We start from the raw sequence: 13,805 nt of genomic DNA, 5'->3' as shown, positions 1-13,805 counted from the left end.
GCCGAGGGACCCACCATGAACCGACTGATCCGCCGTTGCGTACTCGCACTCAGCGCCAGCGCCGTTTTGAGCTCTAACGCCATGGCAGCGGATGCCGCTTCATGTCAGAACGTGCGCATGGGCGTGGTCAACTGGACCGACGTGATCGCCACCAGCGCCATGACCCAAGTGCTGCTCGACGGCCTCGGCTACAAGACCAAACAAACCAGCGCCTCCCAGCAAATCATCTTTGCCGGGATCCGCGACCAGCGCCTGGATCTGTTCCTGGGCTACTGGAACCCACTGATGACCCAGACCATCACGCCGTTTGTCGAGGCCGGGCAGGTCAAGGTCCTGGATAAACCCAGTTTGGAAGACGCCCGCGCCACCCTGGCGGTGCCAACCTACCTGGCGGACAAGGGCCTGAAAACCTTCGCTGACATCGCCAGGTTCGAAAAAGAACTGGGCGGCAAGATCTACGGCATCGAGCCAGGCTCGGGCGCCAACACCCAGATCAAGGCGATGATCGCCAAGAACCAGTTCGGCCTGGGCAAGTTCCAATTGGTGGAGTCCAGCGAAGCCGGGATGTTGGCCGCCGTGGACCGCGCCGTGCGCCGCAAGGAAGCCGTGGTGTTCTTCGGTTGGGCGCCGCACCCGATGAATGTGAATATAGCGATGACCTATCTCACCGGCAGCGAAGACGCCCTGGGCCCGAACGAAGGCCGGGCCAGCGTGTGGACGGTGACTTCGCCCACCTACGCCGAACAGTGCCCCAACGTGCACAAGTTGCTGACCAACCTGACGTTCACCGCTGCCGACGAGAGCCGCATGATGCAGCCGCTGCTCGATCACAAGGACGCCCTGGAGTCCGCCAGGCAGTGGCTCAAGGATCACCCGCAAGACCAGCAGCGCTGGCTGGATGGCGTGACCACCTTCGATGGCAAACCCGCGGCCGCCAACCTGAAACTCACCAGCAAATAACCTTCTTTGAATCACCGTTTCGCGGCCACATGCGACCGCGAACGGCACTATCACGCCTGTAAGGAACCGCCTCATGAACCACGACGTCATCATCACCTGCGCACTCACCGGTGCTGGCGACACGACCGCCAGAAGCCCACACGTACCGGTCACGCCCAAACAAATTGCCGCCGCCGCAGTAGAAGCCGCCAAGGCCGGCGCCACTGTGGTGCACTGCCATGTGCGCGACCCGCACACCGGCAAGTTCAGCCGCGACGTGGCCCTGTACCGTGAGGTGATGGAGCGCATTCGTGAGGCCAACATCGACATCATCGTCAACCTCACCGCCGGCATGGGCGGCGACCTGGAAATCGGCGGCGGCGAGAACCCGATGGACTTCGGCCCCAACACCGACCTGGTCGGCCCCCTGACCCGCCTGGCCCATGTTGAAGAACTGCTGCCGGAAATCTGCACCCTGGACTGCGGCACGCTGAACTTCGGCGATGGCGACACCATTTACGTGTCCACCCCGGCGCAACTGCGGGCCGGCGCCAAACGCATCCAGGAACTGGGCGTAAAGGCCGAGCTGGAAATCTTCGACACCGGCCACCTGTGGTTCGCCAAGCAGATGATCAAGGAAGGGCTGCTCGATAACCCGCTGTTCCAACTGTGCCTGGGCATTCCCTGGGGCGCGCCGGCTGATACCACCACCATGAAAGCCATGGTCGACAACCTGCCCGCAGACGCGGTGTGGGCCGGCTTCGGGATTGGGCGCATGCAAATGCCGATGGCCGCGCAAGCGGTGCTGCTGGGCGGCAATGTACGGGTGGGCCTGGAAGACAACCTGTGGCTGGACAAAGGCGTACTCGCCACCAACGGCCAGTTGGTGGAACGCGCCAGTGAAATCCTCAGCCGGCTGGGTGCGCGGGTCATGACCCCGGCCGAGGGGCGAATCAAGATGGGCCTGGCCAAACGCGGCTAGCACAAACACAACCCAACCCTGTGGGAGCCGGGCTTGCCCGCGATGAGGCCAGTACATTCGCCACATCTTTGTAGCCTGCAATGCAGCCATCGCGGGCAAGCCCGGCTCCCACAAAGGATCATCGAACACTTTAGGAATATGCCATGCGATTTATCACCGAAATCAAAACTTTCGCAGCCCTGGGCAGCGGCGTCATCGGCAGCGGCTGGGTATCCCGCGCCCTCGCCCACGGCCTGGATGTGGTCGCCTGGGACCCCGCGCCCGGCGCCGAAACGGCCTTGCGCAAACGTGTCGCCAATGCCTGGGGCGCCCTTGAACAACAAGGCCTGGCGCCCGGTGCATCCCAGGATCGCCTGCGCTTTGTCGGCACCATCGAGGAATGCGTGAAGGACGCCGATTTCATCCAGGAAAGCGCTCCGGAACGCCTGGAGCTCAAGCTGCAATTGCATAGCCAGATCAGCACGGCGGCCAAGCCGAATGCGTTAATCGGTTCGAGCACGTCCGGGCTGTTGCCGAGCGAGTTCTATGAAGGTTCGACCCACCCGGAACGCTGCGTGGTCGGCCACCCGTTCAACCCGGTTTACCTGTTGCCCCTGGTGGAGGTAGTGGGCGGCAAGCGCACTGCGCCCGAAGCGATCCAGGCTGCAATCAAGGTGTATGAATCCCTCGGTATGCGCCCGCTGCATGTGCGCAAGGAAGTGCCTGGCTTTATTGCCGACCGCCTGCTCGAAGCGTTGTGGCGCGAGGCGCTGCACCTGGTCAATGACGGCGTGGCGACCACCGGTGAAATCGATGACGCCATTCGGTTTGGGGCTGGTTTGCGCTGGTCGTTCATGGGCACCTTCCTCACCTACACCCTGGCAGGCGGTGATGCCGGTATGCGGCACTTCATGGCGCAATTCGGCCCGGCGTTGCAGTTGCCATGGACCTACCTGCCAGCACCGGAACTGACCGACAAGCTGATTGACGACGTTGTCGATGGCACTAGCGATCAGTTGGGCCAACACAGCATTTCGGCGCTGGAGCGCTATCGTGATGACTGCCTGCTGGCGGTGCTGGAAGCCGTAAAAACAACCAAGGCCAAGCACGGTATGAGCTTCGCCGAATAACCCTGTGGGAGCTGGCTTGCCTGCGATGGCGGTGTTGGCCTCACCATTGCTATCGCAGGCCGGCCAGCACATTTGACCGCACACTGAATTGGATTCATGCCATGCCCGCACTGACTACCCACACCACGAAAATCCTGCCCGATTGGGTCGACTACAATGGCCATCTGCGTGACGCGTTCTACTTGCTGATATTCAGCTACGCCACCGACGCGCTGATGGACACCCTGGGTCTGGACAGCGACAACCGTGAAGCCAGCGGCCATTCGCTATTCACCCTGGAGCTGCACCTGAACTACCTGCACGAAGTGAAACTGGGCGCCGAGGTGGAAGTGCGCACCCAACTGATCGCCCATGACGCCAAGCGCCTGCACCTTTATCACAGCCTGCACCGGGTGGGCGACGACAAGGAACTGGCCGGCAATGAACAGATGCTGTTGCACGTCGACCTGGCCGGGCCGCAAGCCACGCCGTTCACCGAGGCCACGCTGCAACGGCTTGCCGCGATCAGTGCTGCCCAGGCCGAGCTGCCAAGGCCTGCCCTGCTTGGCCGTGTCATCGGCTTACCGGCAAAAAAAGCCCCGAGCCAGCCGTGACTGGATCGGGGCAGAGGGGCCTTGTGTGAGCTGTGCATCTGGAGGGTGACCAAACCGTCAAGCTGCGTGCCTGGGTGCAGTGTGCCTATTAACGGTATTGCCAAGTGACCCGAAAACGACCTGTTCATAGCCATCCAAGCCATCGCTCGATTCTGCTCTTGCCCACCCAGCAAGGGCCTACCAGAATCCAGGTCAATCCCTGTTCCCTACACCAGGATAAACGTCATGATGCACGCGGATTTGATTGATCAGGATGACCTGCTGAGCCAACTGCGCTCGCTGGGTTTTGAAGTGTCCAGCGGCGCCAGCGCCGAGCAGGCGTGTGAATGTGCGGTGCGCGGTTTGAGCGAAGCGCGGGCCAAGGCGCTCAAGGGAATGGTGGAGCAAATGTACACCGGCAAGGCGACCATTTTGCCGGCGGTGCGCCAGGCGATCGATAAGCAGTTGTTGCCGGCGCTGATGCAATTCAAACAGAACTCCGGCGCCTGAAAATACCGCTATCGCAGGCAAGCCAGCTCCCACAGGAGAACGCATTCCAAGGTGGGAGCTGGCTTGCCTGCGATGCAGACGACTCGGTTTAGAGCCTTACACTGGCAAACGTCGACTCGTTCCTGGCCTGGCTCAACGCCGACATCGGCCCCGACAACGGTGACAACACCAACGCCTGCGGAATCGGCATCATCGCCACTTGCTGGGTGGTGTTGGAGCCGACACGTTCATCCCGTGGCGGAATGCCGAAATATTCGCGGTAGCACTTGGAGAAGTGCGGCGTAGACACGAACCCGCACACCGACGCCACTTCGATGATCGACATCGGCGTTTGCTTGAGCAACTGCCGCGCACGAATCAGGCGCAGCTTGAGGTAATAGCGCGACGGCGAGCAGTGCAGGTATTTCTGGAACAGCCGCTCCAGCTGGCGGCGCGACACAGCGACATATACCGCCAGTTCATCCAGGTCGATGGGCTCTTCGAGGTTGGCTTCCATCAGCGCGACGATTTCCTGCAGCTTCGGCTGGTTGGTGCCGAGCATGTGCTTGAGCGGCACGCGCTGGTGATCCTGTTCGTTGCGGATGCGCTCGTAGACGAACATCTCGGAGATGGCCGCCGACAATTCACGGCCGTGGTCGCGGCTGATCAAGTGCAGCATCATGTCCAGCGGCGCGGTGCCGCCGGAGCTGGTGAAGCGGTTGCGGTCGAGGGTGAACAGACGCGTGCTCATCGCAACGCGCGGGAAGGCTTCCTGCATCGACGCCAGGCATTCCCAATGCACGCTGCAATCAAAACCGTCGAGCAGACCCGCGCAAGCCAGGGCCCAACTGCCGGTACACACGGCACCCAGGCGACGGGATTGGCGCGCCTGGCTTTGCAGCCACGACACATGCTCACGGGTGACAGTGCGCTGGATACCGACGCCGCCGCAGACGATGACCGTGTCCAGCGCCGGCGCTTTGTGCATGGAGGCGTCGGGAGTGATTTGCAGGCCGTCACTGGCCCATACCTGGTTGCCGTCGACGCTCAGGGTTGTCCAGCGGTACAGCTCGCGGCCGGACAGCTGGTTGGCCATGCGCAGAGGTTCCACGGCCGATGCCAGTGAAATCAGCGTGAAATTGTCCAGCAGCAAAAAGCCGATGGATTGAGGCGCACGGTTCTGGGGTTGGGCCCCGGAGTTGAACGACGTCATCGCGGTATCTCCTCACACAAAGCGGGTGATGGCCTCAGGCGAGGCTCTTGTTATTGCGCTCATCCCCTGCGAGGGGAGAGAGGCTTTGAATTGACAGAGCAAATGCCATGCCGAAAATTGAATGGCTATTCAATAACTCCTGAAAACGACCTGTCGATGCGTCTATATAAGCCCGCGCGTGGAGTGCGGGATATGACGTGCGAAGGGGGCTGTTCAAGCGGTGTGAGCAAATCGGTAGCACTTGTGGGAAGGCGCTTTGCGGGCGTAGGACATGTCTGTCACCCAAAGCACAATGGACGGGTGACGAGGGGGAAATCGTTTGGTAGCTACTTATCTGTTTGCGACGCGCTAAAAGGTGGCGTTTTTTTGACCTGGTGTTCACTTTATGAGCAATTGTGTCTGCAGTATGGCTATCGGGGGCAAGCCCCCTCCCACATTTTGAATGTGTTCACAAATACAGTGTGGAAGGGGGCTTGCCCCCGATGCAGGCGACTGGGTCTCAGCACTCAACCGCACTCACCGCCAACCCACCCCGCGACGTTTCCTTGTACTTGTCATGCATGTCCGCGCCGGTGTCGCGCATGGTGCGGATCACCCGGTCCAGGGAGATAAAGTGCTGGCCGTCGCCACGCAGGGCCATTTGCGCCGCGTTGATGGCCTTCACCGCCGCAATCGCATTGCGCTCGATGCACGGCACCTGCACCAGGCCGCCGACCGGATCGCAGGTCAGGCCGAGGTTGTGTTCCAGGCCAATTTCGGCGGCGTTGCACACTTGCTCCGGCGTAGCGCCGAGAATTTCCGCCAACCCGGCGGCGGCCATGGCGCAGGCCGACCCCACTTCACCCTGGCAACCGACTTCGGCGCCGGAAATCGAGGCGTTTTTCTTGCACAGAATGCCCACCGCCGCCGCGCCGAGCATATAGTCGACCACGTTGGCTTCGGTGACCTCCTCACTGAACTTCATGAAGTAGTGCAGCACCGCAGGGATAATCCCCGCCGCGCCATTGGTCGGCGCCGTCACCATGCGCCCACCGGCGGCGTTTTCTTCGTTGACCGCCAGAGCGAACAGGTTGACCCATTCCATGGCACTCAGGGTCGAGCCGATCACATTGGGTTTGCCCAACTCTTGCAAACTGCGATGCAACTTGGCGGCGCGACGACGAACGTTGAGGCCGCCGGGCAGGATGCCTTCGTGCTTGAGGCCCTGCTCCACGCAATCTTGCATGGCGCGCCAGAGTTTCATCAGGCCGCTGCGGATTTCTTCTTCGCTGCGCCAGGTTTTTTCATTCGCCAGCATCAGTTCGGCAACGCGCAGGTTGTGGGTCTTGCACAGCTGCAACAGCTCCACAGCACTGGAAAAATCATAGGGCAGCTCGGTGCGGTCCATATCGGCCACACCGCTTTGGGCCTGGGCCTCATCCACCACAAAGCCGCCGCCGACCGAATAGTAGGTATCGCGATGCAGTTCGCCGTCATCGCCCCATACCACCAGGGTCATGGCATTGGGGTGGAACGGCAGGTTCTCGTCGAGCAGGCGCATGTCCCGCGCCCACACAAAGGGCACCGGCAAACGCCCGTCCAGCAGAAGCGTGTCGGTTTCGCGCAGGGTGTGAATGCGCACGCCGATTTGCGAGGGGTCGATTGCGTCCGGCCATTCGCCCATCAGGCCCATGATGGTTGCCGTATCACTGCCATGGCCGATACCGGTGGCTGACAACGAGCCGTACAGCTGCACTTCGACACGCCGAACCTGCTCCAACAGTTCACGCTCACGCAACGCCTGCACAAACAACGCCGCGGCGCGCATGGGGCCCACGGTGTGAGAACTCGAAGGCCCGATGCCGATCTTGAACAGGTCGAAAACGCTGATAGCCATTGCGGTAGAACTCCTCGATAAGCACGGCCAGGCTTGAACGAGGTGCTACGCTCAGATCGCCCAGATGGCGGCATCATCAAGCTTTTGTTGCCCGCCACGGCGTCTCACACCGACGCATCCATGCTCACCAGCGTCGCTCGCGTGCGAACGCCTGTTTTGGCCGTTTTTTGCGGTGCAGAAGGGTAAAAACAGCAGTTTTACCTTGGGAAAAACCTGTAAGCGACGTCATCGGTACTGGATGCGACCCTCCCTGTACTGGATACGACGCCCCCTGTAGGCGTCAGATTTTCACTGGTACATGATCAGTCTCGACTCGTTTGCAAGGCACCGCGCCAGAGCTGTTCTCGCACGCTCCAACCGCAACACTTATAAAGCGCGGCGAATGCCGCCAGAAGAAGACACAGGAGTCTACCCCGATGAAAGGTTCACCCTCGTTGTTGTTGGCCGCCATGCTGAGTCTGCCCGTCATGGCAAACGCCGCAGAACCGGAACAGTGCAAGACCGTCAACTTCTCCGATGTCGGCTGGACCGACATCACCGTCACCACCGCGACCACCAGCGAAATTCTCAAGGGCCTGGGCTACAAGCCGCGCACCACGATGATTTCGGTACCTGTGACTTACAAGTCCCTGGCCGATGGCAAGAACATGGACATTTTCCTCGGCAACTGGATGCCGACCATGGAAAACGACATCAAGCAGTACCGTGATGCCGGCACCGTGGAAACCGTGCGCGCCAACCTGGAGAACGCCAAGTACACCCTGGCAGTCCCACAGGCGCTGTACGACAAGGGCCTGAAAGACTTCGCCGACATCGCCAAATTCAAGGATGAACTGGGCGGCAAGATCTACGGCATCGAGCCGGGCAACGACGGCAACCGCACCATCCAGACCCTGATCGACAAAGACGCCTTCGGCCTCAAGACGGCCGGATTCAAGGTGGTCGAGTCCAGCGAAGCCGGGATGCTCTCCCAGGTTGAACGCGCCTCCAAGCGCAACCAGGCGATCGTGTTCCTCGGCTGGGAACCGCACCCGATGAACACCCGCTTCAAGATGAAGTACCTGACCGGCGGCGACGATTCGTTCGGCCCCAACTACGGCCAGGCCACCATCTACACCAACACCCGCAAGGGATACACCCAGGAATGCAGCAACGTCGGCCAGTTGCTGAAGAACCTGGTGTTCACACTGGACATGGAAAGCACCCTGATGGGTAACGTCCTGGACGACAAAATGAAGGCCGACGCCGCCGCCAAGGCCTGGCTGCAGAAGAACCCGCAAGTGCTCGACACCTGGCTCGCCGGTGTCACCACCGTCGATGGCAAACCAGGGCTCGATGCCGTTAAAGCTTACCTCGCCAAATAGCACCCGCTGACCCCGGGCCGGTGCGCTGGCCCGGGATGTTTTCCCCTTCGCATGTGGACATTCACTACCATGCTGACTGAACAGAAAATCCCTCTAGGCCAGTACATCGCTGCCTTCGTCGACTGGTTGACCCAACACGGTGCCAACTACTTCGACGCAATCGCATCGACACTGGAAACGATGATCCACGGCGTGACGTTTGCGCTGACCTGGTTCAATCCGCTGGCATTGATCGGTCTGATTGCGCTGCTGGCTCACTTTATTCAACGTAAATGGGGCCTGACGGTATTTGTCATTGCCTCCTTCCTGCTGATCCTGAACCTGGGGTACTGGCAGGAAACCATGGAAACCCTCGCGCAGGTGCTGTTCGCCACCCTGGTCTGCGTGGTCATCGGTGTGCCGCTGGGCATTGTTGCCGCGCACAAACCGATGTTCTACACCATGATGCGGCCGGTACTCGATCTGATGCAGACCGTGCCGACCTTCGTCTACCTCATCCCTACCCTGACCCTCTTCGGGCTGGGTGTGGTGCCTGGGTTGATTTCCACGGTGGTGTTCGCGATTGCCGCGCCGATCCGTCTGACCTACCTGGGTATCCGCGATGTGCCGCAAGAGCTGATGGACGCCGGCAAGGCCTTTGGCTGCTCGCGTCGCCAGTTGCTCTCACGCATTGAACTGCCCCACGCCATGCCGAGCATTGCCGCCGGCATTACCCAATGCATCATGCTGTCGTTGTCGATGGTGGTGATCGCCGCCCTGGTGGGTGCCGACGGCCTCGGCAAACCTGTGGTCAACGCACTCAACACTGCCGATATTGCCCTGGGCTTTGAAGCGGGCCTGGCGATCGTCTTGCTGGCCATCATGCTCGACCGTATCTGCAAACAACCCGACGCTAAAGTAGGGGGTGATGCATGAGCATTATCCGATTCGACAATGTCGACGTGATCTTTTCCAAAGACCCACGCGAAGCGCTCAAGCTGCTGGATCAGGGCATGAGCCGTAACGAAATTCTGAAGAAGACCGGGCAGATTGTCGGCGTTGAAAAGGCCAGCCTGGATATCGAGAAAGGCGAGATCTGTGTGCTGATGGGCCTTTCCGGCTCCGGCAAGTCCAGCTTGCTGCGCTGCATCAACGGCCTCAATACCGTCAGCCGTGGCCAACTGTTTGTGGAGCATGAAGGTCGCCAGATCGACATCGCCTCCTGCACCCCCGCCGAGCTGAAAATGATGCGCACCAAACGCATCGCCATGGTGTTTCAGAAGTTCGCCCTGATGCCCTGGCTGACGGTGCGCGAAAACATCAGCTTCGGTCTGGAAATGCAGGGCCGTCCGGAGAAGGAACGGCGCACGCTGGTGGACGAAAAGCTTGAACTGGTGGGCCTGACCCAATGGCGCAACAAGAAGCCCGACGAGCTGTCCGGCGGTATGCAGCAACGCGTCGGCCTGGCCCGCGCCCTGGCGATGGACGCCGATATCCTGCTGATGGACGAACCCTTCTCGGCCCTCGACCCACTGATTCGCCAAGGCTTGCAGGATGAACTGCTGGAGCTGCAACGCAAGTTGAGCAAGACCATCGTGTTCGTCAGCCACGACCTGGATGAAGCGCTGAAACTGGGCAGCCGTATCGCGATCATGAAAGACGGCAAGATCATCCAGTACAGCGTGCCGGAAGAGATCGTACTGAACCCGGCGGACGACTATGTGCGCACCTTCGTCGCGCATACCAACCCGCTGAACGTGCTGTGCGGACGCAGCCTGATGCGCACGCTGGACAACTGCAAGCGCGTGAACGGTTCGGTGTGTCTTGATCCGGGTGGCGACTCATGGCTGGACCTGGCCGAAGGCAACACCATCCAGGGTGCGCGCCAGAATGGCGTGGCGATGAACCTGCAGAACTGGGCACCGGGGCAAGCCGTGGAAGGTTTGGGCCGGGTGCCGACGCTGGTGGACTCCAACATCGGTATGCGCGATGCGTTGCAGATTCGCTACCAGACAGGCAATAAGCTGGTGTTGCACGACAACAACAAGGTGGTGGGGATCCTGGGGGACAGTGAGCTCTACCATGCCCTGCTGGGCAAGAACCTGGGTTAAGGCAACCCTGCAAAACCTACTGAAAAACTGGGTCAGTGTGGGAGCTGGCTTGCCTGCGATAGCTATGTTGGATTCACCCTTGCTATCGCAGGCAAGCCAGCTCCCACATTCGACCGCATTCAATGCTTGCAACAGCGGCGCCAGTGAAGGCGCCGCCAGCTCAACTATCAGCTATAGACCCGGCCAAGGAGCTGCCGATGGCTTTCAAACTGATCGAGCACATCCCGGGTGATCTGTTCCTGGGTGAAGCCCATCAGGTCATACTCCTGAGGCCCATTGTGCAGGTACACCTCGGCACGGTAATAGCGGGTGCGCTCTTCTTCAGGCAAGTCAGCCGGCGCCGACGAGTAAGCATCCAGGCTCACTTCGTAGACAAACGGGTTGCCCTCTTCCATCTCGATACGCACACCAATGCAGCGCTTGGATTTGCCCAGCAGCGTCTGCACTTGCAGCCCTTGCTCACGCAGCGCAACCGCAGCTTCTTCCAGCGCAGGCGTTACGTGCTTGTCCATAAAGCGTTGCACGGTGGCCTGGCTCGGTTGCAGGTCCAGCGCCGTCAAGCGCTCGCTGAACCCACGACGCCCGCGTTCAGCCAGTTGCGCCTGCTCTTGTTCGATGGCCACATCCTGGCGCATGGCCTTGTGCAAACCGAACATAAAGAAAATCAGCACCACCGAGAACGGCAGCCCCGCCAGCACCACCATGGTTTGCATGGCTTCGAAGTTGCCGGCGAACAGCAGGCCGATGGTCACCAGGGTGATCACCGCCGACCAGAAGATACGCAACCAGTGCGGCGCATCTTCGTCCACGTTGCCGCCCTTGCAGGACAGGTTGGCCATCATCACCGCGCCGGAATCCGCCGGAGTCAGGAACAGCACAAAGCCCACGAAGATCGACACGCCGATGACGATTTTCGACGCCGGGTAATGCTCAAGCAGCTGGTAGATGGCCATGGACGGTTGCTCCAGCGCCGTCTTGCCCAACTCCACCGCCCCGTGGTTCAACACCAGGTCCAGGGCCGAGTTACCGAAGATCGACAGCCATGCCAGGGTAAAGCCCAGCGGGATCAGCAACACGCCTGCCACCAGTTCACGCACGGTACGGCCACGGGAAATACGCGCGATGAACATGCCCACAAATGGCGCCCAGGAAATCCACCAGGCCCAGTAGAACAGGGTCCACAGGCCCATCCAGCGTTCGGTCTTGTCGGCGTCGCCTTCGTACACATACAGGTCGAAGGTTTTCAGAATGATCCCGTTGAGGTAATCGCCGGTGTTCTGCACCAGGCCGTTGAGCAGGTGCAGGGTCGGGCCGAACAGCAGCACAAAGATCAGCAAGCCGCTGAACAACACGATGTTGAGGTTGGACAAGCGGCGAATGCCGTTCTCCACACCCGACACGGCGGCGATGGTCGCCACGGTGCTCATCACGATGATCACGATCAGCAGGTTGGTGTTGCTGTGTTCCATGCCGAACAGGTTTTCCAGCCCCGACGACACCTGCATCGAGCCAATCCCCAGGTTGGTCACCAGCCCCAGCAAGGTGACGAACATGCCGAAACCGTCTACCGCATGGCCTGCGGCGCCTTTGACCCAACGTTCGCCGACCAGCGGGTACAGCGCCGAGCGCAAGGCCAGCGGCTGGTTATGGCGGTACGCGAAGTACGCCACGGCCAAACCGACCAGCGCATAGATCGCCCAGCCGTGCAGACCCCAGTGCAGAAAGGTCAGTTGCAGCGCCTGGCGTGCCGCACCATTGCTGGCGGCGGCGCCTTCGGGCGGGTTGAAGTAGTGGTCCAACGGCTCGGACGCACCGAAATACAACAGCGAAATGCCGATGCCCGACGAGAACAACATGCCCGCCCAGGCGCCGTAACTGAAGTCTGGGGTGTCGTCTTTACTACCCAGTTTCAATTTGCCGTAGGACGAAAACGCCAGGCCGACCACAAACACCAGGTAGGCGGCGATGACCACCATGTAGTACCAGCCGAAGCTTTTGGACAGCCACGCCTGGGCTACGCCGAGCAGGCGCCCGGCCTCCTGCGGGGCGATGATCAGAATGGCGGTCAACAACAGAATCAGCGCGGTAGAGGTGTAGAACACCCAACCGTTGACCCGGACCTTTTCCGGCGGGGTCTTTATAAGAGAGGCAGAACTCATGGCGCAGATGCTCCAGGCAGTGCGAGAGAGAAACACAAGGCAACGGTTATCCCGGGACATCGATTTTTCGGCAGTCGACGGACGGGTGTTATAAAGACACCCCGAAAATTCTTGAGCCCGCCGAAGCGGTGATCAGGCTCTGAAGTGGCCTGTTTCAAGGGTTTTTGCAGGTGTCAGAGGTTGCAGCTCGCAGGTAGGAAATATCTGTAGGCAGCGACCATTTGTCGCAGATCTTATTCTTTGTTGATTGAACGTTCAATCAAAACAAAATAGACTGGCCCTCAAGCCGACGGACGTGGATCGCCCATCGGCAGGCCTAAGGAGAGGTGCTACATGCCCAAGGTCGGTATGCAACCCATACGCCGCCAGCAGTTGATCGAAGCCACCTTGACGGCCATCGATCAGGTCGGAATGGGAGATGCCAGCATTGCGCTGATTGCGCGGCTGGCCGGCGTTTCGAACGGCATCATCAGTCACTACTTTCAGGACAAGAACGGCCTGATCGCAGCGACCATGCGCTACCTGATGAATGCCTTGATCGAGAACGTCCAGGAACGCAGGCGTGCCTTGAAGGATGACAGCCCACGGGCGCACCTTCAGGTGATCATCGAAGGCAACTTCGACGCCAGCCAGGTCAATGGCCCGGCAATGAAAACCTGGCTGGCCTTCTGGGCCACCAGCATGCATCACCCGTCATTGCACAGGTTGCAGCGGATCAACGATCACCGCCTGTATTCCAACCTGTGTTGCCAGTTCCGCCGTGCGATGCCGTTACCCGAGGCTCGCAGCGCAGCCCGCGGCCTGGCGGCTTTAATCGACGGTTTGTGGTTGCGCGGCGCCCTGTCGGGAGATGCTTTCGACACGGAGCAGGCGCAACGGATCGCTTACGACTACATGGATTTCCAATTGGCCAGGCAGGTGAGTTAGAGCCCTTATAAATGCTCAACCCCTGAACGTCCGCCGCTCAGTGTTGCCACAACTCCATGGCCCACTATTCGGCGGGTAACGCCAA

At 60.4% G+C, this 13,805-nt stretch carries 12 protein-coding genes; 9 read left to right on the top strand and 3 right to left on the bottom strand.

The features are described from left to right. Positions 1 to 15 precede the first annotated feature (15 nt). The 5 genes from TX23_RS11070 to TX23_RS11050 all read left to right on the top strand — a co-directional run bounded on the left by TX23_RS11070 (position 16) and on the right by TX23_RS11050 (position 4,112). Complete coding sequence (locus tag TX23_RS11070) at positions 16 to 960, top strand: choline ABC transporter substrate-binding protein (protein WP_057702193.1); 945 nt, start codon at positions 16 to 18, stop codon at positions 958 to 960. A gap of 73 nt (positions 961 to 1,033) precedes the next feature. Continuing rightward, positions 1,034 to 1,921, top strand: a complete 888-nt coding sequence (locus TX23_RS11065; RefSeq protein WP_057702192.1) for a BKACE family enzyme — start codon at positions 1,034 to 1,036, stop codon at positions 1,919 to 1,921. A 143-nt stretch (positions 1,922 to 2,064) separates the two neighbouring features. After that, positions 2,065 to 3,030, top strand: a complete 966-nt coding sequence (locus TX23_RS11060; protein ID WP_057702191.1) for an L-carnitine dehydrogenase — start codon at positions 2,065 to 2,067, stop codon at positions 3,028 to 3,030. A gap of 101 nt (positions 3,031 to 3,131) precedes the next feature. Beyond that, positions 3,132 to 3,623, top strand: coding sequence for a thioesterase family protein (locus TX23_RS11055; RefSeq protein WP_057702190.1), 492 nt, complete (start codon positions 3,132 to 3,134; stop codon positions 3,621 to 3,623). 225 nt (positions 3,624 to 3,848) lie between these two features. Beyond that, on the top strand, positions 3,849 to 4,112 hold the full coding sequence (locus TX23_RS11050; protein ID WP_034128891.1) for a hypothetical protein: 264 nt from the start codon (positions 3,849 to 3,851) through the stop codon (positions 4,110 to 4,112). An 88-nt stretch (positions 4,113 to 4,200) separates the two neighbouring features. Here the strand turns inward: TX23_RS11050 and gbdR are convergent, their stop codons facing one another. After that, positions 4,201 to 5,304 carry a choline metabolism transcriptional regulator GbdR gene (gbdR, locus tag TX23_RS11045; RefSeq protein WP_005792167.1) on the bottom strand — a complete coding sequence of 368 codons (1,104 nt, stop codon included), beginning with the start codon at positions 5,302 to 5,304 and terminating at the stop codon, positions 4,201 to 4,203. A 499-nt stretch (positions 5,305 to 5,803) separates the two neighbouring features. Then, positions 5,804 to 7,180 carry an L-serine ammonia-lyase gene (locus tag TX23_RS11040; protein ID WP_057702189.1) on the bottom strand — a complete coding sequence of 459 codons (1,377 nt, stop codon included), beginning with the start codon at positions 7,178 to 7,180 and terminating at the stop codon, positions 5,804 to 5,806. 416 nt (positions 7,181 to 7,596) lie between these two features. Between TX23_RS11040 and TX23_RS11035 the strand changes: the two genes are divergently transcribed. The 3 genes from TX23_RS11035 to choV all read left to right on the top strand — a co-directional run bounded on the left by TX23_RS11035 (position 7,597) and on the right by choV (position 10,634). Continuing rightward, complete coding sequence (locus TX23_RS11035) at positions 7,597 to 8,544, top strand: choline ABC transporter substrate-binding protein (RefSeq protein WP_057702188.1); 948 nt, start codon at positions 7,597 to 7,599, stop codon at positions 8,542 to 8,544. A 69-nt stretch (positions 8,545 to 8,613) separates the two neighbouring features. After that, positions 8,614 to 9,459, top strand: coding sequence for a choline ABC transporter permease subunit (choW, locus tag TX23_RS11030; RefSeq protein ID WP_003194913.1), 846 nt, complete (start codon positions 8,614 to 8,616; stop codon positions 9,457 to 9,459). Next, a complete protein-coding gene (gene choV, locus TX23_RS11025) occupies positions 9,456 to 10,634 on the top strand; it encodes a choline ABC transporter ATP-binding protein (RefSeq protein WP_057702187.1) in 1,179 nt (392 codons plus the stop codon). The genes choW and choV overlap by 4 nt, the downstream gene beginning before the upstream one ends. Positions 10,635 to 10,801: 167 nt before the next feature. Here the strand turns inward: choV and TX23_RS11020 are convergent, their stop codons facing one another. Continuing rightward, positions 10,802 to 12,736, bottom strand: a complete 1,935-nt coding sequence (locus TX23_RS11020) for a BCCT family transporter (RefSeq protein ID WP_244885950.1) — start codon at positions 12,734 to 12,736, stop codon at positions 10,802 to 10,804. A 390-nt stretch (positions 12,737 to 13,126) separates the two neighbouring features. Here TX23_RS11020 and betI point away from each other — a divergent pair, with 390 nt between their 5' ends. Further along, positions 13,127 to 13,720 carry a transcriptional regulator BetI gene (gene betI, locus TX23_RS11015; protein WP_057702185.1) on the top strand — a complete coding sequence of 198 codons (594 nt, stop codon included), beginning with the start codon at positions 13,127 to 13,129 and terminating at the stop codon, positions 13,718 to 13,720. Positions 13,721 to 13,805 lie beyond the last annotated feature (85 nt).

This window comes from Pseudomonas paralactis, assembly GCF_001439735.1.
GTDB classification, from domain to species: Bacteria; Pseudomonadota; Gammaproteobacteria; order Pseudomonadales; family Pseudomonadaceae; genus Aquipseudomonas; species Aquipseudomonas paralactis.
The sequence above is the reverse complement of the archived record's forward strand: the minus strand, read 5'-3'. Positions and strand labels throughout refer to the sequence as shown.

Excerpts from the sequence above, each read along its gene's own strand:
- choW (WP_003194913.1), top strand. The coding sequence starts at position 8,614 with ATGCTGACTGAACAGAAAATCCCTCTAGGCCAGTACATCGCTGCCTTC.
- gbdR (WP_005792167.1), bottom strand. The coding sequence starts at position 5,304 with ATGACGTCGTTCAACTCCGGGGCCCAACCCCAGAACCGTGCGCCTCAA.
- TX23_RS11065 (WP_057702192.1), top strand. The coding sequence starts at position 1,034 with ATGAACCACGACGTCATCATCACCTGCGCACTCACCGGTGCTGGCGAC.
- TX23_RS11040 (WP_057702189.1), bottom strand. The coding sequence starts at position 7,180 with ATGGCTATCAGCGTTTTCGACCTGTTCAAGATCGGCATCGGGCCTTCG.
- TX23_RS11070 (WP_057702193.1), top strand. The coding sequence starts at position 16 with ATGAACCGACTGATCCGCCGTTGCGTACTCGCACTCAGCGCCAGCGCC.
- TX23_RS11050 (WP_034128891.1), top strand. The coding sequence starts at position 3,849 with ATGATGCACGCGGATTTGATTGATCAGGATGACCTGCTGAGCCAACTG.
- TX23_RS11055 (WP_057702190.1), top strand. The coding sequence starts at position 3,132 with ATGCCCGCACTGACTACCCACACCACGAAAATCCTGCCCGATTGGGTC.
- betI (WP_057702185.1), top strand. The coding sequence starts at position 13,127 with ATGCCCAAGGTCGGTATGCAACCCATACGCCGCCAGCAGTTGATCGAA.
- TX23_RS11035 (WP_057702188.1), top strand. The coding sequence starts at position 7,597 with ATGAAAGGTTCACCCTCGTTGTTGTTGGCCGCCATGCTGAGTCTGCCC.
- TX23_RS11060 (WP_057702191.1), top strand. The coding sequence starts at position 2,065 with ATGCGATTTATCACCGAAATCAAAACTTTCGCAGCCCTGGGCAGCGGC.
- choV (WP_057702187.1), top strand. The coding sequence starts at position 9,456 with ATGAGCATTATCCGATTCGACAATGTCGACGTGATCTTTTCCAAAGAC.